Annotated in this window: 16 protein-coding genes; 5 read left to right on the forward strand and 11 right to left on the reverse strand. The window is 68.8% G+C overall.

The genetic code is table 11. The annotated features are described in order from the left end of the window. Positions 1-675 precede the first annotated feature (675 nt). A complete protein-coding gene (locus B0I31_RS43160; RefSeq protein WP_106619043.1) occupies positions 676-1,956 on the reverse strand; it encodes an RNA polymerase sigma factor in 1,281 nt (426 codons plus the stop codon). A 650-nt stretch (positions 1,957-2,606) separates the two neighbouring features. Between B0I31_RS43160 and B0I31_RS43165 the strand changes: the two genes are divergently transcribed. Further along, a complete protein-coding gene (locus tag B0I31_RS43165) occupies positions 2,607-2,846 on the forward strand; it encodes a nitrilase-related carbon-nitrogen hydrolase (protein WP_181320583.1) in 240 nt (79 codons plus the stop codon). On the opposite strand, the gene B0I31_RS31640 is transcribed toward B0I31_RS43165, so the two are convergent. The 5 genes from B0I31_RS31640 to B0I31_RS31655 form a co-directional block, all read right to left on the reverse strand. Beyond that, the gene (locus tag B0I31_RS31640) at positions 2,839-3,858 is read right to left on the reverse strand and encodes a serine hydrolase domain-containing protein (protein ID WP_106619045.1); all 1,020 of its coding nucleotides are present in this window, start codon (positions 3,856-3,858) and stop codon (positions 2,839-2,841) included. The two genes, B0I31_RS43165 and B0I31_RS31640, sit on opposite strands and share 8 nt — an antisense overlap. Continuing rightward, a complete protein-coding gene (locus B0I31_RS31645) occupies positions 3,855-4,763 on the reverse strand; it encodes a DUF6895 family protein (RefSeq protein ID WP_106619046.1) in 909 nt (302 codons plus the stop codon). The genes B0I31_RS31640 and B0I31_RS31645 overlap by 4 nt, the downstream gene beginning before the upstream one ends. After that, on the reverse strand, positions 4,760-5,485 hold the full coding sequence (locus tag B0I31_RS31650; RefSeq protein WP_106619047.1) for a hypothetical protein: 726 nt from the start codon (positions 5,483-5,485) through the stop codon (positions 4,760-4,762). The genes B0I31_RS31645 and B0I31_RS31650 overlap by 4 nt, the downstream gene beginning before the upstream one ends. A 65-nt stretch (positions 5,486-5,550) precedes the next feature. Beyond that, positions 5,551-5,736: a hypothetical protein gene (locus B0I31_RS40160; RefSeq protein WP_146174021.1), complete on the reverse strand. Its 186-nt coding sequence runs from the start codon at positions 5,734-5,736 to the stop codon at positions 5,551-5,553. A 76-nt stretch (positions 5,737-5,812) separates the two neighbouring features. Continuing rightward, positions 5,813-6,139 (reverse strand): peptidase inhibitor family I36 protein, encoded by a 327-nt coding sequence (locus B0I31_RS31655; RefSeq protein WP_181320585.1) that lies wholly within the window; start codon positions 6,137-6,139, stop codon positions 5,813-5,815. Positions 6,140-7,378: 1,239 nt separating this feature from the next. On the opposite strand from B0I31_RS31655, the gene B0I31_RS31665 reads away from it, so the two are divergent. Continuing rightward, complete coding sequence (locus B0I31_RS31665; protein WP_181320587.1) at positions 7,379-8,212, forward strand: serine/threonine-protein kinase; 834 nt, start codon at positions 7,379-7,381, stop codon at positions 8,210-8,212. A 170-nt stretch (positions 8,213-8,382) separates the two neighbouring features. Here the strand turns inward: B0I31_RS31665 and B0I31_RS31670 are convergent, their stop codons facing one another. Beyond that, complete coding sequence (locus B0I31_RS31670) at positions 8,383-8,949, reverse strand: hypothetical protein (protein WP_146174022.1); 567 nt, start codon at positions 8,947-8,949, stop codon at positions 8,383-8,385. A 514-nt stretch (positions 8,950-9,463) separates the two neighbouring features. On the opposite strand from B0I31_RS31670, the gene B0I31_RS31675 reads away from it, so the two are divergent. Beyond that, on the forward strand, positions 9,464-10,333 hold the full coding sequence (locus B0I31_RS31675; protein ID WP_106619051.1) for a hypothetical protein: 870 nt from the start codon (positions 9,464-9,466) through the stop codon (positions 10,331-10,333). A 445-nt stretch (positions 10,334-10,778) separates the two neighbouring features. On the opposite strand, the gene B0I31_RS31680 is transcribed toward B0I31_RS31675, so the two are convergent. The 3 genes from B0I31_RS31680 to B0I31_RS31690 all read right to left on the reverse strand — a co-directional run bounded on the left by B0I31_RS31680 (position 10,779) and on the right by B0I31_RS31690 (position 12,629). Then, positions 10,779-11,297 (reverse strand): hypothetical protein, encoded by a 519-nt coding sequence (locus B0I31_RS31680; protein WP_146174023.1) that lies wholly within the window; start codon positions 11,295-11,297, stop codon positions 10,779-10,781. 434 nt (positions 11,298-11,731) lie between these two features. Further along, a complete protein-coding gene (locus tag B0I31_RS31685; RefSeq protein ID WP_106619053.1) occupies positions 11,732-12,226 on the reverse strand; it encodes a hypothetical protein in 495 nt (164 codons plus the stop codon). A 91-nt stretch (positions 12,227-12,317) separates the two neighbouring features. Further along, positions 12,318-12,629: a hypothetical protein gene (locus tag B0I31_RS31690; RefSeq protein WP_106619054.1), complete on the reverse strand. Its 312-nt coding sequence runs from the start codon at positions 12,627-12,629 to the stop codon at positions 12,318-12,320. Positions 12,630-13,509: 880 nt separating this feature from the next. On the opposite strand from B0I31_RS31690, the gene B0I31_RS42755 reads away from it, so the two are divergent. Beyond that, entirely contained in the window at positions 13,510-14,790 is a 1,281-nt protein-coding gene (locus B0I31_RS42755) for a hypothetical protein (RefSeq protein ID WP_106619055.1), read from the forward strand. A gap of 198 nt (positions 14,791-14,988) precedes the next feature. After that, the gene (locus B0I31_RS31700; protein WP_106619056.1) at positions 14,989-15,324 is read left to right on the forward strand and encodes a cellulose binding domain-containing protein; all 336 of its coding nucleotides are present in this window, start codon (positions 14,989-14,991) and stop codon (positions 15,322-15,324) included. Between the two features lie 617 nt (positions 15,325-15,941). On the opposite strand, the gene B0I31_RS31710 is transcribed toward B0I31_RS31700, so the two are convergent. Beyond that, on the reverse strand, positions 15,942-17,960 hold the full coding sequence (locus B0I31_RS31710) for a tetratricopeptide repeat protein (protein WP_146174024.1): 2,019 nt from the start codon (positions 17,958-17,960) through the stop codon (positions 15,942-15,944). Positions 17,961-18,636 lie beyond the last annotated feature (676 nt).

Genomic DNA, 18,636 nt, shown 5'->3' on the forward strand with positions numbered 1-18,636 from the left:
CTGACACCCTGGTTCCGCGTCGACCGGACGATTGGTAGCCGAGTGCAGTCGGATCGGCCCGTCCGGCGTCGCTGTGCTCATCGGCCGCGGGTGCCGTCACGGCCGTCCGGAACGCGGAGGTCATGATCTTGTCCACGATCGGTGCGGGAGTCGCGTGCGGCCGGGTTGCCGATCCATGCGGTCACGGCGTGTGCGCCCGAGTGCGGTGAACGAACCGGTGAGGTCGGCAATCGCTGGAGCGGTGCCGATGAGCCGGGACGGGACCGACGAATGGGGCACGCCCTTCCAGGAAGAATCGTCGAGGAGAGCGTCCGCCGAGGTCGCCGACGTGTCGGAGACCGCCGATCCCTGCCCACCCAACCCGGTGTCCTGGGCGATGCTGACCACCGTGGCACACGGCTCAGCGCCGGCACGGCACCATCGCTATCGTCGGCACCGAGGACGAGCACGGCCTCACCGCCTCGCTGACCGCCGACCAACTTGGCCTGACCACCCTCGCCTACCGCCAAGCAGGCCGGTAAACGGTACGGGCCGCCGTGGTCGCCGCGCGGCGCTGTCGGAGAGCGTGTTGTCCGGTGCCTCGTTGTCCGGCAGTCGCATCATCGTGCCGATCAGCCGTTCCCGGCCTTGCCGAAGCGCGGGTCGCTGGGCGAGGCGGTAGTGGGGCTACTTGCCCTACTGGTTGTAGCCAGGCCGAGGCGTCCTGCGCCAACTTTGCGGCGTAGTTGTCCGCGTGGGTATCACCGGCCTCGTAGGAGATCGGACGGGGTCCGCGTCGTGGATGGTAGGTGGCTGGGAGTCGGCGGTGCCGATGTGATGTGTGTCAGGCCGGGTCGGTGGTCCGATGGGGTGGTCGGGGGGTGTGTGGACGTGTTCCGCTGTCCGTGGTCGGAGGTGGTGCTCAGCCTGGTCGGTCGCACCGGCTCGGTGCCGGCTTCCCCTCGTCGGGCCGGTGGTGGTCGGTGTGCGTGCGCTGCCCGCAGTGCTGGTGCTCGTGCTGGTGGGCGGGTCGTGTCGGTCTGTTGTCTGAGGCGTGGAGGTGCGATCCGTCGTGGGCGCACGGCTTGGAGCCGGGGTGGTGTGCTCGTTGGCGGATGTCGTGGTGGGCTCGGAGGAGGTAGTGGGCCGGGTGGATTCGGACTGCGGTAGCGGTGGCGGGGCGAGAGGACTGTCGGGCGGTGGGAATGTCCGGATGACGCCGGGTGTCTGGGCGTTCGCTTGGGGCGGGGCTGTGTGGTGGGGCAAGGTTGTGTGGTGGGGCAGGTGGGTCACGCTGATCACCGTGGCGGCGGTCAGGACGACCGGCGCGGTGGCGGCTGCGGCCGCGGTGGTGTGGCGGGTCATCCACACCAAGGTCCCGGCTACGGCGGCTGCGACGCCGGCGGCGAGGTGGCGCAGCAGGCTGCGTGCGCGAGTCAGGTGGGATTGCACCGAGCGGCGGGTCAACCCGGACCGGGCGGCTATGTCGTCGATGCTGATTCCGGCGGCCACCGATCGGCACACCAGCAGGGTGTCCTCGGGTAGCTCGTCCAGCGCCTTCGCGAGCCATCCGGCCATGGCTCGGTCGGTCACGACATCGGCTGGGTCGGATGTGGTCGGGACCGCGGTCCGCGGGTGGGTCAGGGTCCGCCGTTCGAGGTCGGCCCGTCGTAGTCGGTCCACCAGTTTGCGGTGGGCGACCAGCGTCAGCCATGCCCGCACAGCGGTGATCGGCTCGGCGTCGGGATTGGTCTGCCGGATCAGCAGGGCGAGCAGGGCCTCGTGCGCGCAATCCTCGGCGTCCGCGCGCGAAAGCCCTTGCTGCCGCAACCGTCTGATCACCTGGTCCACCGCAGCGGACAGCTCACCGGACTCCATGGCGTACCTCCCCGACCAACATCCCGGGCGACTCCGATCCACGACGTGCGGTCGCACAGCCTGTGGGCGGATCGGAGGCCGCTGAATCGAAGGCCCCATATGGGGGTCGCCCAAAAAGGGTCGCTGTGACGTCGGGTCGACTTAATTGACCCGATCGTGGGAATTTTCGACGTGAAGGTTTATGAAACGTAACCGAATGCGAGGTTTGAGGCCCGGCGATCGCCATGTGGCGCTGGGGCTGCTCCGAGTCGTGGGGAGGTGAACCCGACTTCGCGACGTATCGAGCGCTGGCTGAAAACGCGCGTTCCTCGTCCGGGTCATTATGGTGAAAAAGACGCACAACCCGTGCGTCGCCCCGGTCGGCTGCGACCGACGTCTAGCTTGCCGCTGCCGTGCTGGAAAAAGTTGAACGTCCCTACGGCCTGGGGGCGTCACGATATACCCCCTTACATCGTATCTTCCCATTCCCATGAGGCGCCGGGCAGGGCGCTCACCGCGGCGGCGTGCCCGGCGCGGGCCGAGCCCGGAGATGTGAAGGCCAACGTGGCGACTGCCACGCGCCTGGTCTCGCCGGCCGTCCGGCGGGGTGCGCGGTTGGTACCGCTGCCGGAGCTGTTCCTGTGCGCCTACCACCCCGTGATCCTGGCCCGTGACCCCGAGGTTGTGACGTCATCGCCGCCGCGGACGGGTACATCCGGGACGAGCGCCTGGCACCACTGGCCGAGGCCGCCCGCGCGCGTACCTCTACGGTGCTCATCGGGCGAGCGCGTGGTGCCAGGACGGCCGCCGTACCAATTGTGGCCATGGCCAACTCCGTCGGCGGGCAGGACGACTGGATCTTCGACGGAGGCGCGGCCCTCCACGACCCCGACGGCCAGACCGTCACCCAGGCGCCTGATGAGGGTGAGGCCGTGGCGGTGGCCGAGTTCAATCCGCGACGCTGGCCCACATCCCCGACGACCAGATGCCGTGTCAGGGCGGCTACTTGAGTGTCGCGAGGGCTCGTAGCGTGTCGTAGGAGCGTTGGATGAACGTGCCGCGCAGGGTTACGCCGGCGTTGATCAGGGTGACCAGTGCGGTGCCGGTTTGCGGGCTGAATCCGATGAAGGCGGTGGACCCGCAGGTGCCGCCCGAGTGGAACAGCAGGTGGTGATCCGGCTTGACCCGGTGGAACCACGCAAGGCAGAGGTGATCGTTGTCCGCCATCGGGATTCGCGGCCGGGTGACGTCGGTGAGGGCCGCAGCCAGTGGTGTGCCGTGGGGAGAGAGGTGGGCGGCGAGGTAGTTCAGCAAGTCGTGGGCGGTGGAGCGAAGTGTTCCGGCCGCCGGCAGCCCGGGGATGAGCCACGGTGGCAGTGGTCTGCCGCGCCGGTGTCCGACCGCTTGGAGGGTCGGGTTGCAGCCGGTGCCGGTCAACCCCAGGGGATGCAGGACGCGGTCGGTGAGCAGGTGCTCGAACGGGAGGCCTGCCGCTTCGGCGAGCAACCAACCGAGCAGTCCGACACCGAGGTTGGAGTAGTGGAACCGAGAACCCGGTGTCGATCGCAGCCGCGCACGGGCCAGCCCGGTTCGGATCCGGTCCGGCCCCAGGGCCTGGTAGGGGTTGGAGAACCAGGTCCGCAGCACCCTGGGCATCGTCGTGAGCGGTATCAGCGGCAGGCCGGAGGTGTGGGTGGCGAGGTGTTCCAACGTGATCGGGGCCGGACGTCGCAGTCGCCAGCCGGGCGGGAGGTAGTGGTCGATGGGGTCGTCGTAGCGGACGTCACCTCGTCGGACCATCTCGGCCAGCAACAACGCGGTGAACGTCTTCGTGACCGACCCGACCTCGAAACGGGTGCCCGGGGTGATCGGCTGCACTCGGTCCTGAGCGGTGAAACCGGCCACCAGCACGGTTCTCCGGCCGCGGTGCAGGGCCGCCACCGCCGCGCCGGTCGCGTTGGGCGCGGCCGAGAGGAGCGGCCGCACCAGCTCGTCCAGGTCGGAGGTGCCGGTGACCGTCATCGGCCGGTATCCAGCAGTCGGGACACGGCCAGCGTGCCGGCGACCATCGCGACGACGGTGGCGTGGTGGTGATCCCAGAAGCGCCGGACCCGGTCGTCGTCCACGGGCTCGCCGTCGCGTGGCATGAGGCCGTCGTCGTGTTGCATGGCGGCGAATCGCGTCCACACGTCGAGGTCGAACCGCGGCTCGGGCAGGGAGGCGTCCACGATCAGCAACTCGGCGACGAGGTCCCAATCCCCGACCTCGGCCCACACATCGGTCCACACGGGTAGCCAGGTGGCGAGGTAGTCGGCGATGTCGGGCGGCAGGTCCCCGGGCCTTGCGCCCCAGTCGGTGACGTGGAAAACGGTGTGGGTCACGCTGTAGGCGGTGTCCCAGTCGATGGCCCACGGAGGCGGTGTCGCACCCAACCAGGTCGCCCGTAGCAGGGATTCCCAGTCGTCATCGGTGGACATACCGCACATCCGGTAGGCGTTGGCCACCGCGAGCCGACGATTGGGATACACCTCGGGCATCGAGCGTACCGCCGCGTTGTGCGCCGTCAGCTGCTCCAGTGCCCGATGCCGGTGGCCGCCGTAGGTGAAGTGGCAGTACACCTCGATCGGATCTGTGAGCAGGCAGTTGCGCACCTGGCGTTCGTAGAGCAGGTCGCCCTCGCGCAGCTTCCGCCACGTGGAGTCGATCAATTCCCGGGCGGCGCGCAGTTGCGCGGTGCCGCCCACGCCCTCGCGCAGCACCAAGGCCGCGGCCATGCCGATCTCGGAGACGGGCTTGTAGACGGTGTCGGGGTCGTCGGGCTCGACCGGGATGTTCTCCGGGAAGATGTCGGTGTCCTGGTGGTCGTGCAGGTAGATCAGGGCGCGGTGGGCGACGTTGTGGGCGATCGAGGTCAGCGAGGTCGTCATGCCGGCTCCATCCGCAGAAGCACGCGGGAGATGGCCAGGTCGAGTGCCAACCGCGATCCGGTGCCGCCGTACAACCGGATGCGCTCGACGAGCAGGACGGGGTCCAGTGGCTGCCTGACGCCGTTGCTGCTCGACAACGCCATCCACCGGATCAACCGCGCCGCGGTAACGAAGTCCCGGCGGAGCACCGCCCGGGTAACCCCTCGCGCGAGCGGGCGCATCCCTGCGAACACCGCCGCTACGATGGGTCCGCCCACGCCCGGCAGCGCCAGCGGCGAGAGCTGAGCCGCAGTCGCCGACCACTCCTGCCAGGTCTTCGCGCCGTCCAGCAGCGCCGCAGCAGTCTCCGGCGTCGGGGCGGCGTCTGATCCCGCAGGCGATGTTTCGTCGGTGCGGGCCAGCAGTCGGCCCACCGCCCAGTCCCGCCACGCCGTGACGTGCTGTTGCCGCGTGGTGGGTTGCGGGGTGGGGGGATAGACGGTGAAGGAGCGGGCGACGACCGCCGCGTCGTCGCGGTGCACGGGGCGGCCCAGCAACACGTGCGGAGCGAAGACGTCCGCTCCGATCAGCCGGACCGCCCCGAGCACGGTCGTCGTGTCCGCACCGGTGTGCACGTAGTCGGCGAGTCCGATGTCCTCGGCGCCGCCCACGGCGCCGAGGACGCGGTCGGCGACCTCGGCCGCCGCGTCCGCCAGCGACACTTGCAGTCGTTCGACGTTCACCGGTACCAACAGCCCTTCCACTCGACTCTGCGGTCTGTCTTGACAGGTTTAGGGCGGGACCCCTGCTAGTGCTTCGAGTCCTCGGGCAGCGGGGGCGAGAGCTTGAGCTTGAGCAGCGCCAGCGCCTGCGGGATCTCGACGTAACGCGGCGCGTCGCTGACACCGGCTTCGGGCTCCACCATCAGAGCCTCCACCGCGCTCTGCTCGTCAGCGGCGGCCACCATGGGAAGGAACGTGTGCTGAACGGACATCACGGTCTCCTTGATCGGTCTGATATCGATGTGTCGATCGGATGGTTGAACAGACGCGGTCACCCAGAGGGTCCGGTCAGAGGTCACGGAAGAGGACGCTCTGGAACCCGAGGTTTTGGTCCATGTAGCCGTGTGGGGCGATGATCGCGTTCAAGCTGGTGCAGTTCCGGTCGTCGTAGATCTCGGCGATGTGCGGGGTGTCGTTGAACAACGACTGCCGAAGCATCTGGAGGTCGTAGCAGTTCCGCTTCCCCAGCAGCGGGCTGGTCTTCGGGCCTACCACGTTGTGGACAGACCCCTCATAGTTGGGAAGCTTGAATGCACAGAAGGTCCCGACGCCTTGACAGCCCGGGGCCGCCACAGCCGACGGTGCCGTCACCGTCACGGACAACAGCACCGACACCGCCGTTACCGCGGCAGCGGCGGCGGCTCGTGGACTTCTCCACCAACGCATGTTCTCTCCTCGTTGAAAGGGTGCCGCGCTCGTCCGGCGGGCGGGTAGCGACATCGGAGTCTTCTTCGATGACTTCCGGGAAGGACGGCCGCAGCACGCGGGCTACAGAGCCCTTCACCCTGTAGACGGTCGAGCAACGCCCGCTACGCAGAGCCTCACCCAATCGGCCCAATGAGACGGTGGGTGCAGGGGCGCTGGCTGATGCCGCGACTGGATGCCGCCCAGTCGTTGCCGTCTGCGGATGTCGAGGTGGGTGAGGGTGCTTGATGGAGGGCTGGCTGTGGCGGTGGTTGTAGTGGTCGGGCGTTGTCGATGCCTTCGTGCCAGGCGCAGTACCAGGAGTCGGATGGAGCGGATGGTTCGTGGTCGGCCGGGCCGCTTGGGGCGGATCTGGCTGCGTGGCGGCGTGCGATGAGGTCCCTGTGCCACCGCAGCACCGTTTCCGGCCGAACCAGTAGTCGGAGTCGATGAAGCGTGACGGTCGGGAGTCGGTGCAGCAGCGCTCCGAGGAATGCCCGGTCGTCGGGGGAGAACCGTGGGCGGGTGTCTCCGAGTTGGCGCTCCAGGACGGTGATCTGGTGTCGCAGCGCCGAGATTTCTGTGTCTTTGTCCCGGTCGCTTATCGGCAGCAGGCACAGCAAGGCGAACGCGTTGGTCACACCGAGGTAGGCCAGTCGGAGCAGCACGATCGGTCATCATGCCGTGCTGGTCGATGGCACAGCAGATGGCAGCCATGACCCTGAGCGCCTCGGGACCCCAAGCGCCATGCGTCTTCTACCTGCATGAACGAGGTTATCGGCCAGCGCAAGGCCGCCCGGCTTCTATCAGGTACCTCGGATGCGCCCGGCGCTCGGTGGTGGCACCCGTGGCGTTGCTGGTGGTGTCCAGGGTCCCAGCTCCACCGCTGAGTGGTGGCGGTCAGGCGCAGGCCTGCTGTAGTACATCCCGATGACGCGTCGGATTCGAATGGCGACGGAGACTCGGATTAGCGGCACCGGTGGCCGCTGCTGATGGGCCATTCGGGCGTTCCGAAGGGATTTCTTATCCGTTTCCCTGTTTGCGGAGTCGATAATAGGGCATTGATGGATGTCCAGGTATGTGACGGGAAGGCATGAGGTGTCACTGCCCAACAAGGCCAGTTTGGTGGCGGGCCGGTACGAGTTGACCGGACCACCGGGGGACGGAGGGATGGCCGAGGTCCACCGTGCTTGGGACACGAACTTGCGCCGCCCGGTGGCGGTCAAGGTGTTCCGGCCGAATGCCGACGACGACGCTGTTCGCCGGTTCGAACTCGAGGCCCGGACGTTGGCCCGGTTGTCACATCCCGGAGTGGTCTCCCTCTACGACGCCGGGATCCACGCCAGCAGGCCGTTCATGGTGCTGCAGTTGGTGGGAGGACCCACGCTGGGAGCCCGGATGGAACGAGGCGCCTTGTCGGTGGGCGAGGTCCGCCGCTTGGGCGCCGTGCTGGCCGAGGCGTTGGCGCACGTGCACGGCCAGGGCGTGGTGCACCGGGATGTCAAGCCGTCGAACATCCCGCTCGACCACGACGACGTGCCGCACCTGGCCGACTTCGGGCTGGCGTTCTCGGCCGACGCCGCGCGATTCACCCGCACCGGCCACGTGGCGGGCACGGCCGCGTACCTGGCCCCGGAGCAGGTCCGCGGCGCCGAGGTCGGCCCGCCCGCAGACGTCTACGCCCTGGGGTTGGTCCTCCTGGAGTGCCTGACCGGCCGGCGTGAATACCGGGGCCACGGTGTCGACGTCGCGTTGGCCCGCCTGCACCGCCCGCCCGCCGTGCCCGAGAACCTGCCGGCCGACCTGATGCGCTTGTTGTCCCTCATGACCTCGTTGGCGGCGCGCCGCCGCCCGACCGCACAGGACTGCGCGGCAGCACTGCAGGTCACTGGAGGAAATGCCGTCGCACCCTCGAGCATCCGGACGGCGACGTCGACCGCCCGCACGCGCACGCGGGACTCGTCGGCCATGCGCAGGGAGCCCTCGTCTGATCCGAAGCGGTAGCCAAGCACCGTCCGCACGTCGCGCGTGCCGGCCGCAGCGCTGAAAACGCCGCCGGATAACCCACACCGTTCGCTCAGGCCGTCGAACCCCGTTGCGATCCCTTCCGAATCCGACCGCGCCGTGCTGAGGCTTCCCTCCCGCGATCGGTCGGTCCGGGGTGATGTCCGCAGTCAGGCGAGCTGGGTGATGGTGATGGCGGCGGGGCCGCTGGTGGAGGTGACGCCTTCGGGGGTCAGGCACTGCGTCGGCGTGGCGTTGACCAGCGCGGCGGTCATGACGACGGCGGCGCCGGTGAACCTGCCCGCGGTCACCGTGCCCTGGTAGACCACGACGACCTCGTTGCCGGGGCGCAGCACCACGAGTCCGACCGCGGCCACGGTGGTGGTCTCGCCGGTGTTCCAGGTGATCGTGACCGTGATGGAGACGCCCCCGGCCAGGCACGACACCAGGCCGTTCGCGACGATCCCGTACCCGCCGGAGGTGATCGTCGGCGATCCGGTGGACACGCACGAGCCGTAGTCCGCGCTCGAGGTGATCGTGACGGTGCGCGGCTGCGCCGTCACCCCGGGCTGGTAGGTGTTCGCACCGGTTCCCGCGCAGGACAGCAACTCGATATCCGCGGCCTGGGCCGCAGGTGCGGTGGCCGCCGCCCCGACCGCCACCAGCACCGCGACGGCGGCTCCGGCAACGGATCGCCGTACACAGGACAACGCTTTCCCGATTCCACCCGCAGCCATCGAACACTCCCTCGACCCGTGAAAGCGAACGAATGGCCACTGTAACCTCATGGCGATACGTCGCGTGGGTGAAAGTGCACGACACTTTCTGTGGGTGTTTGGAGCGGTGGAACCGCAAATTTCGTTCTCGGGTGGACGTCGTATCGCCCTCATGTCTCAACGGGTCGGCAGACCCTCTTGGAGGAGGCGTTCCCGATGCGTGACGCCTCGGGAGCGACTGCGGCAGCATAGGGTCTGATGTTGGTCGGAAGAGTCGAGCGCGTACGGCCATTCGGGCGACTTTGATGTCGATCAATCGGTCGAGGGTGTAGGTTGAGGTTGTTACCCCGGACCTCGGTGACGTGATACCTCCGTGTTGATCACGAAGGTGGATCGCCCACCGAGGTTTTTTGGTGGGAATGAACGGCGTCAATCCGCTCGAATCGTGCCGGCTCCTGCGCACGCCTTTCGCATCTTTTCGGCACTGGCACGTCGCGCAGGTCGCCCCCATCCTGTTCCAGGAAATGAATTCCTCATGCGCCGCATCCGCACGATCGTCCAAGCACTGTTCGGCGCCACCGTCGTCACCGGAGGTCTGTTCACCCTCACTCCGGCGGCTCAGGCCATCACCATCCCGGTGGCGTGCAGCGAGACCGCCCTGGTCGCTGCGGTGAACCTGGCCAATTCCACCCCGACCTCGGACACCCTCGTTCTGTCGGGCGGCTGCACCTACGGCATGACCACCGCCCACGGTGGGACGTCGAACGCGTTACCGGTGATCACCACGCCCATCGAGATGATCGGCCCGGCCACCGTCACCAACGCCTCCCCGTTGGGCGTGGGGCTGTTCCGGATCGCCGAGGTCGGCCCGACCGGGAGGCTGACGCTCAGCACCGGGGTGGCGTTCACCCGCGGCAACGTGCTCGGTCACGGCGGCGGCATCCTCAACCGCGGCGCGGTCACGCTCACCGGCAGCACCCTGACCGGCAACACCGCTTCGGGCAACGGCGGTGGTCTGGCCAACGCCGACACCCCGTCCGGCACCGCGCCCGCGGCGACGTTCACCAACAGCCCGGTGTCGGGCAACACGACCCTGCTCGGCGACGGCGGCGGCATCTACAACGGCCTGCGCGGCACGTTGACGGTCTCCGGAGTGTCCGGCAGCCCGCTGTTCGTCACCGGCAACAGCGCCGGCCGGGGCGGCGGCATCTCCACGATCGCCTCCACCGCCACGACCCTCACCCAGACCGCCGTGACCGACAACCACGCGCTCGCGGGCCTGGGCAACTCCGGCGGCGTCTACCGCCAGGGCGGAACCATGACGACCAACAACGCACCCATCACCGCCAACACGGCCAACAACTGCGTCGGCAGCGTTCCCGCGGTCCCCAACTGCACCGGCTGACCGCTCCCCGGTGACCACACCGGACGCTCTGTCCATCAGATCCACCAACACAAGGAGCACGGCATCATGGGAATCGTCATCGTCGGCGGCTTGATCGACTCCGTCATCGGCATCGTCAACGGCACCGCGGCCGGCATCCTCGGCGCCGCAGGCGCCGTCCTCTTCCCCCTGCTCGGCCTCTGACACCGCAACCCGATCGACGCGACCCCCGCCAGGTGACAACCGGCGGGGGTCGCGTCGATCAATCAGCTCTTCCGGGCGGTGTCGTGTGGTCGCGGCCCTACGCGTCCTGCGGGATCCGTCTCGCAGCTCGTCGACGGCGGCGGGCCGTTCGTGACCTGATGAGGGAAGCAAGGAGCATCCATCCCGTGAGCCGGTTCCCGAGATCGGTGGCGTGTCGTTCCGCTGCCCACTCCGCCGCTCCGTCGAACGCCCGCCGTGCGGGTCAGGCGATGGGGTAGGTGGAGATGTCACCGCAGGTGATTGGGCCTGGTTCGGGGATGGGGGTGATGGTGGTGTGGCAGACCTGGACGGTGACGCGGTCGATGGGCACCGGGACCGGGGTCGGGACGAGCGGCACGGTGAGCGTGAACTCGAACTTGGTCGCGCTGGTGGTGCCCTGGCGTTCGGTGTCGACGACGGTGCGGCCGTTGTAGGCGGTGAACACGGCCACCGCGACGGTGTTGGCGGGCGGTGCGCACGGGGTGATGTTGCGCAGCGCCACCTCACCGGTGACCTTGACCGCGGTCACGGGGTTGGGCGGCGGGACCGGCAGAGTGTTGCGCCAGGCCAACTGGCCGGCGGTGTAGCTGCTGAGGCAACGGTCGGTGTGCTCGGCCTTGAACGCCACCGACGCCGCGGTGGGATCGGCGCTCGCGCCGCCGGTGAGGGCGAGGGTGGTCGCGGCGGCCGCGACCACCACGGCGGCGGCACGACCGATCCTGGGTAACAGAGGTGAGGTCATTCGAGCAGACTCCCTTGTCCTCGCTTCGAATATTCCTGGTGAGCGCTGCAACTATTCCCGCAGAACCCTGGGTCTGGCACCAAGACCGGACACGGGGACAGGGCCAGTGGGTCGTAGGTGACGGCAGGTCCGCGACGCCCCACGCGTCGGCCGTCGATCGCCCATCACAGAGAACTCATCGCACTCCACTGCCGAAGCCTGTGCGCGGGCGGGTACCGCCTGCGGACGCGGGTCGGGTGCAGGGACTGAGTTGAGGGAGTTGACGCGGCGCCAGCGGGCGCGGGACTACCGGCACGGTGGGGCAGGCCTGCGGGACGAGGCAGTGGCGACGTTGCCGGTGGCGACGGCCTCGTCACGAGGGGCCGGTGTTCCTGGTTGTGCCAGGTGCACCGGCCCTCGTGGCGTGATCGGTGGCCCGGTTCGGGCCCGATCGGCTAGCGGACGGCTTCGAACACGGCGGTCCAGGTGGTGTGGAAGGTCATGGCCTGGCAGCGGATGTCGGTGTCGGCCTTGAGCTTCACCGCGTCGGTCAGCTTGAACGGGTAGTTCGCCTCGCTCACCGCCAGCGTGGGGAACAGGGGGTCGGCGCCGGCGGTGGACAGTTCGACCTGGCCCTGGCAGTAGGCGGTGTCGACGCTGTTGCCGATCGTGTCGATGACGACCTCGCCCGCGGTGACGGAGGTCAGTCTGGCCTTCACGTTGCTGTTGGGGTTGGTGAGGGTGAGGGTGACGTAGGCGTTCTCGCCGGGTAGCAGGACGCCGGTCTGGGCGCCGGTGACGGTGACGGAGGTGAAGGCCTCGGTCGAACCGGCGACCGGGCCGGCGGTGCTGCTCTGGGCGAACGTGGCGACCGCGAACCCGGTGACGCCCATCAACGTGCCGACGGCGGCGAGGACGATCACGGGCTTGATCTTCGAGGTGATGCGCATGGTGCTTCTCCTGACATCGGGTGGGATCACGCGGTGGGGACACCGCGAGGTGAAGGGGTGGTGCGCCGGACGGTGCGGTGACCCGCGGTCGTCAGGGCTGTGTTGTCGGTACCGGTCCGCTCTGGCTGGTCGGTTCGGGGACGGGTGGGGTGTCGACCACCGAGGACGTGGTGGGGCTTGTCGCGGGTGCGGTCGTGGTGGTGGGGATCGGCTGCTCCGGCGTCGGCGTGGGTTGTGCCGTCGTCGGGTGGGCGGTTGTCGCCGGTACCGCCGCGGAGGCCCCGTCAGGTGCCCATTGACCGGTCGCGCCGTCGACCGACACCATCACGGTCGAGGTCAGCGGGACCGCGGCGTTCGCCGCGCCGGTGACGAACTCCGCGCCGACGAGATGGATGGCGACCACCGCGGCGACGGCGGTGATTCGCCGGGCGGCGCGCGAGCGGTCGGATTTCTTGGGGTTCCGGTTCTCGGGATATTCCGTCGTTCCGTGATCGGGCACGGTGGACTCGCAATTTTTTACCCGCACTGCGGCCTGGTTGCCGGGAATTTCCGGGGTTCGGTCCGCGATCCGCCAGGGGCTCGGTGATCCACCGAGCGGAGGACCGGCGGTGCGAGGTCTTCACTGACTATTTCGCACCCGGCCGGGGAAACGTTACTCCGGGCGGTCGCCAGTTTTGGTCCGGACGGTCGCGGGGGTAATTCCAAGATCGCGTATGAATAACTGGCGGAAGACTGCACCCGACTGGATCGGAACGAACTGGCCTGACGTCGTCGAAGTCGCATGTCGCAACGGCCCTCGCGGGATGTCGCTACGGCGACCGGGCTCTCGGCGGACGTCGGGGTTCTGCGGTTGCAGGGGGTTACGACTGTGAGATCCGCTCCGGTCCGGATCCGAATGCGTCGTCGGAGCTGGGTTCGGCGTTCCCGTCCAATTTCGGCACGTAGCGATATTCTAAATGAAATAGGAATCTGCTCGATGGTCAAGCTACCTGCAGTAGAGTCGAACCCTCGAAGCGGCGAATTTCCTCGCATCGGGGGCTGAACGCGTCGCATTGGAGTGGTCGGCCACGGCACATCTTCCGGCGCGCCGCGAGACAGTGAAGAATAGACCACGAAGGGTGCCGTCCGATTCGGCGTTCTCGTAGCAGTAGGCAGCGTCGACCATGTGACTCCGGACCCCGGTCATTCGGATTACCCTTGCGGGTCCGCGGCATCGGCTCGGACCCACCCACGGGTGGAGAGTGATCATGAATTCAACAGCACGCGCACGTACGGCCCGTCGTTTGGGTCGGGCTCTGGTCGGTCTGGGCACGGTGGCCGGGTTCGCCTTGGTGGCGCCGGGCACGGCCCTGGCGATTCCGCCGGGGTGCACGCAGACGGGCAGCAACTTCGTCTGCACCGCCGGTATCCCGGCCGGCCAGGTCCTCGACGGCACCTCGGCCAACAACATCATCACCATCACCGGCGGCCCGGTCAACGGCACCGTCAACGGGCTCGGCGGCAACGACACGATCACCGTCACCGGTGTCGCGGGCGTCTCGGGCCCGAACGGGGCTCCCGGTGCGAACGGCACCGCGGGCACCCCGGCCGGCACCGCCGGCGGCAACGGCGGCGTCGGAACAGGCGGCGGTGTCGCCGTCGGCGGCACCGGGATCATCGACGGCGGGCTGGGTACCGACAGCATCACCGTCACCGGCGGTGCGGGCGGCAACGGCGGTAACGGCGGGGCCGGCGGCACCGGGCTGGGCAGCGGTGCCGGAGGCGCCGGTGGCAACGGTGGTGTCGGTGGTGTCGGCGGGGCGGGCAACGCCGGACTGATCCACGGTGGCGCGGGCAACGACACCGTCAACACGACCGGTGGCAAGGGCGGCAACGGTGGTCTCGGCGCGCTCGGCGGCAACGGCGGCCTCACCGCGGGTGGTGCGGGTGCCGGTGGCATCGGCGGCGCGGCCGGTGTCGGTGGCGTCGGCAACTCCGGCACGGTCAACGGCGGCACCGCGGACGCCGGTCTCGACACCGTCACCGCTACCGGCGGTGCGGGCGGTTCCGGTGCCGCGGGCGGTGTCGGCGGTTGCGGCAGCGGCGGCGGCGCGGGTGGCGTCGGCGGCGCAGGCGGCGCGGGCGGTATCGGCAACTCCGGCACGATCAACGGCGGTGCTGGTGTCGACACCCTCAAGGCCAACGGCGGTTCCGGTGGTGCGGGTGGTGTCGGTGGCAAGGGCGGCAACGGCATCAGCGCCACCCAGCCCGGCGGCGCCGGCGGTGTCGGCGGAGCGGGTGGCTCAGGGGGCGTGGGCAACTCCGGAGCCGTCAACGGCGACCTGGGTGCCGATGTCATCACAGTCACCGGTGGCAACGGTGGCAACGGCGGTGCGGGCGGCAACGGCGGCACCGGGTGCAACGGTCCCGGCGGTGCCGGCGGACTCGGCGGCGCCGCGGGCGCGGGCGGTCTGGGCAACACCGGCACCGTCGAAGCCGGCACCACCGTGGTCAACGGCAACAGCGGCTCCGTCGGCCCCAACGGCGTTGCGGGCGTGAACAACGGCGGCGTCTGCTCCTGCTGACCGACAGCGGTGACACAGGACCACCACGGCCCCGGGCTTGCGGCGACACAGCCGCAAGCCCGGGGCCTCGGCTCGCGACGCAGCGAAAGCACCGTGCCCGACAGCGAGGCTCCCTCAGCTGCGTCGTGAACTCGTGACCCGACGGGTCCCAGGGCGAGGTCACGATGACCGCCGGCACGCGCCCTCCGTTCCTGAACGGTGAGCTGGTCCTACGCGAACGGACAGCGGACCACCCAGCTGTGGGGCGGCACCCTTGTCAGCAGCGGCCCGGTGGTCACCGTCACGAACGCCGGCTGGAACGGCAGCCCCGCACCGGGCGCGTCGACCGCCCTGGCTTCACCGCGAGCCGGACACCTCCGTTGCCGAGACGACGTCCTCTACGGCGACACCCAGAACGACAACGCCAACTTCATCGGCCTGGTCATAGGCAACATCGACAACGTCAACGGCGGGATCGGCACCGACACCGCCGCCGCCGGTCCGAGCCTCGACAACTGCACCAACGTCGAGAACGAGGCCAACTGCGAACTGTGACGACAATCCACACCGCGGCTACCGCTCGCCGCCGCAGTGTGTGGTCGGTGCCGTCAGCGCCTTGGACGCGGCAACACGCGAGAGCCGGGACTGCCCATCGGGGATTCTCCCTGGCGAGCCGCAGTACGAGCGTCTTGATCGCCGTCCGGGTCGGTGGCCGCCCGATGCGTCGCCGCGTGCTGTAGTCCCACTTGCGGGCCACGAGTCTGCGGTGCCAGGCGAGCAGGGTGCCCGGCATGACCGGGAAGACCTCCCGCCACCGTCGACGATCCACCAGCCCGGCGAGGCGGCGAACCAGAACCGGTCCGCGGGCTCGTAGCTGACCGGACCCGTCAGTTGCCGGCGAAGGACCGCGTTCTCGTGCCGCAGCACGAGCAGTTCGGCATCCTCGGCCGTCTCACTGCGGAGAAGCACCGCCGGGACGGACACCAGCTTCCGGGTCACCTTGTACAGCAGGGACGCGATCACCCGGCCATAGTCCCAACACCGTGACAGCCTCGCTCTACCAGCGACGATGACTTTTCGAGCGGCACAGCATCGTGCGGCCGGTACACGGACGATTCATGTTGCGAGGGAAGTCGTCAAAATGATCATGTGTATGACGGATCTACATGGGATCAGCGCGCGGGGTGCAAGTCGGCGATGGCTCGGTCGGGATCGGGGAAGCGGCCCATTCGGCGGTAGAGGGATTGGGCTTCAGCCCAGGCCGCTTGGGCCTGGTCGTGCCGGTCCAGCGCGGCGTGGGTGTGTGCCAGGTGGTCCAGGGTTTGTGCGGTCTGCCAGGTGCTGCCGCGGATACGGAACGCGGTCAGCGCGTTGGTGTAGTGGGTGATGGCTTCAAGGTGTCTGCCGGCGCGGCGCCCGATGTGGCCGAGGCTGTTCTCGGTGTCGGCCAGGCCGTCCGGGTCGTCGAGCGCGCGGTGCAGTGCCAGGGATGTCCGGCAGTAGGTGCGGGCGGTGTCGTAGTCGCCCAGGCAGGCGGTGTACCAGCCAATCTGGTTGAAGCTGCGGGCCAGGGACACCGGTTCGTCCGCGGTGCGGAAGATCTCCAGGGCACGGGTGGCGTGGTGTAGCGCCCGGTGATCGTCGCCGCGTTGGGACCAGGTTCGGGCCAGCTCGCGGTGGGCGTGGGCGTGCTGCACCGGGTCCGAGCTGAGCTCGAGGGCCTGGTTCAGGTGGTGGGCGGCGGAGTCGTAGTGGCCCAGTTCGTTGCACGCGCGGCCGAGGAAGCGATGGGCACGGGTGCGGGCGTGTGGGTCGGTGAGGTGGTCGGCTGCGGACAGGGCGGCTCGCCAGGTGGCCAATTCGTCGTGGCGGAGGTCGCGTCGGCGGTGGAAGTCGTTGAGGCACCACGCCAGGTGCCACACCGCGGGGTGGTCGGCTACGAGTTGGGTGGCCAGCAGGTTGGCGTGTTCGCGGTCGAACCATGCCTGTGTGGTGTCCAGGTCGTGGAATTCGACCGGCGGGTCACTGGGCCACGCCAGTGCGGGTCTGCTCGGGTTGGTCACGCGGTCGGCGGTGTGTGCGGCGGTGGTGTAGAAGTGGACCACCCGGGACAGTGCCTCGGTGCGGACGGACGCGGGAAGTCGGAGGCTGGTGGCGAAGGCGCGGACCAGGTCGTGCAGCGCGTAGCGGCTGTCGGGTCGGCGTTCGAGCAGGGACGCGTCGGTTAGGTCGTTGAGGAGCACGCGAGCTTCTTTGTGGGGTAGGTCGATCAGGTGTGCCGCGGCGGGCAGTCCGATGTCGGGGCCGGGCGCGTGGGCGAGCAGGGCGAATGCGGTTCGCTGCGCGGCCGACATCCTGTGCAGTGACCACGTCAGCACGGTGTCGTGGAGTTCGGGCATGTCGAGGTCGCGCAGTTCGGCGGCGAACTCGGCCAGCGGCAGCCCGGGGTGCGTGCAGGCGCTGGCGGCGACGATGCCCAGGGCGAGCGGGAAGCCGGCGCACAGCCGCAACAGGTCGGCCACCGCGGTCGGTTCGGCGGTGATCCGATCGGCATCCAGTCGCCGGGCCAGCACGGCGTGGGCATCGTCGGACCCGAACACGTCCAGCGGCAGGTGTCGTGAGTTGTAGCGGATGATCAGGTCTTTGAATCGTCGCCGGCTGGTGACCAGGGCCGTGCACGTGTCACCGCCGGGCAGCAGCGGCTCGACCTGTCGCGCATCGGCGGCGTTGTCCAGCACGACGAGTACCCGCTTGTCCGCCAGCAGGCTCCGGTACATCGCCGCCTGCGCGTCCAGGTCGACGGGTATGGCGTCGTGCGGCACACCGAGCGCGGCGAGGAACGCACGCAAGGCCCGTTCCGGGGCGAGTGCCCGACCTTCGGGACTGAACCCGCGCAGATCCACGAACAACTGCCCATCCGGGAACCATTCGCGTCGCAGGTGCGCCCACCGGACGGCGAGCCAGGTCTTACCGATACCGCCCGTGCCGACGATCATGTTCACCGGTGCCCGGCGATCCAATGCGGCGAGTTCGTCGACCCGTCCGGCGAACGGGCCGGGTACTGCCGGAAGCTGGCACGGCACCACCGACGCCGCCACCGCCGCGTGAAAATGCGCGACACCGACTTGGACGACGTTCCCCACGGACTCAGCGGCCACCCAGTTGCGCACGTCCACCCGACGAGTCTCCACCCCGTGCTCTCCCCTTACTCCGTAGAAGTGCGGCACCGCTGCCGAAGATCGGCGCGCTTGAGCGAGCCGGCCTGGTGACGAACGACCGCCGTCAGCCCTGCGCTTGCTTGCAAATACCGTCCGTGCAGGTCACAGGTTTGAGTACTCGTTGAGATGCCGTCCGGGCGTTGCCGTCGGTGAACGTCGAACAGGGTGGCGGCTACTCGGTCGCAAGAGTGTCGACAGCGCAGGCGTTGCGGCTACAGCTGTATTGCTTACGGCAAGAACTCTGGTCACTTGATTCCATCAAGGGGGCAAGCAGGAGGGAGCGGATGCGGAAGAGTTTCGTTGTACTGCAACGGAGTTCGCTCGCGTCGAGCTGCGTTCAACCGACCGATCGCTTTGGCAGTCGGCAATGCTTCTGCAGGTCAGAGCTTGATCAGGGCGAAACTGGGGGTCAAGGGGTCGCAGGTTCAAATCCTGTCGTCCCGAACGGGTGAATCCGGCCAATCGACGCCAAACGCCACCCGTTGGGGTGAACCGCTTGCACTGTGCGCCGAGGGCCCTGAACGAGCCCTGACGTGCCGACATGACCGCCTAGCGCCGCATCTCGGAACGTTGACCCGGTAATCGGCTCGGTCTGCTGACGGTCCAGGCTGGTCCTCCCATGTCGAGCGGGGCGAGTGCGGTGCTGACG

The sequence above is a fragment of the Saccharothrix carnea genome (assembly GCF_003014735.1).
GTDB classification, from domain to species: Bacteria; Actinomycetota; Actinomycetes; order Mycobacteriales; family Pseudonocardiaceae; genus Actinosynnema; species Actinosynnema carneum.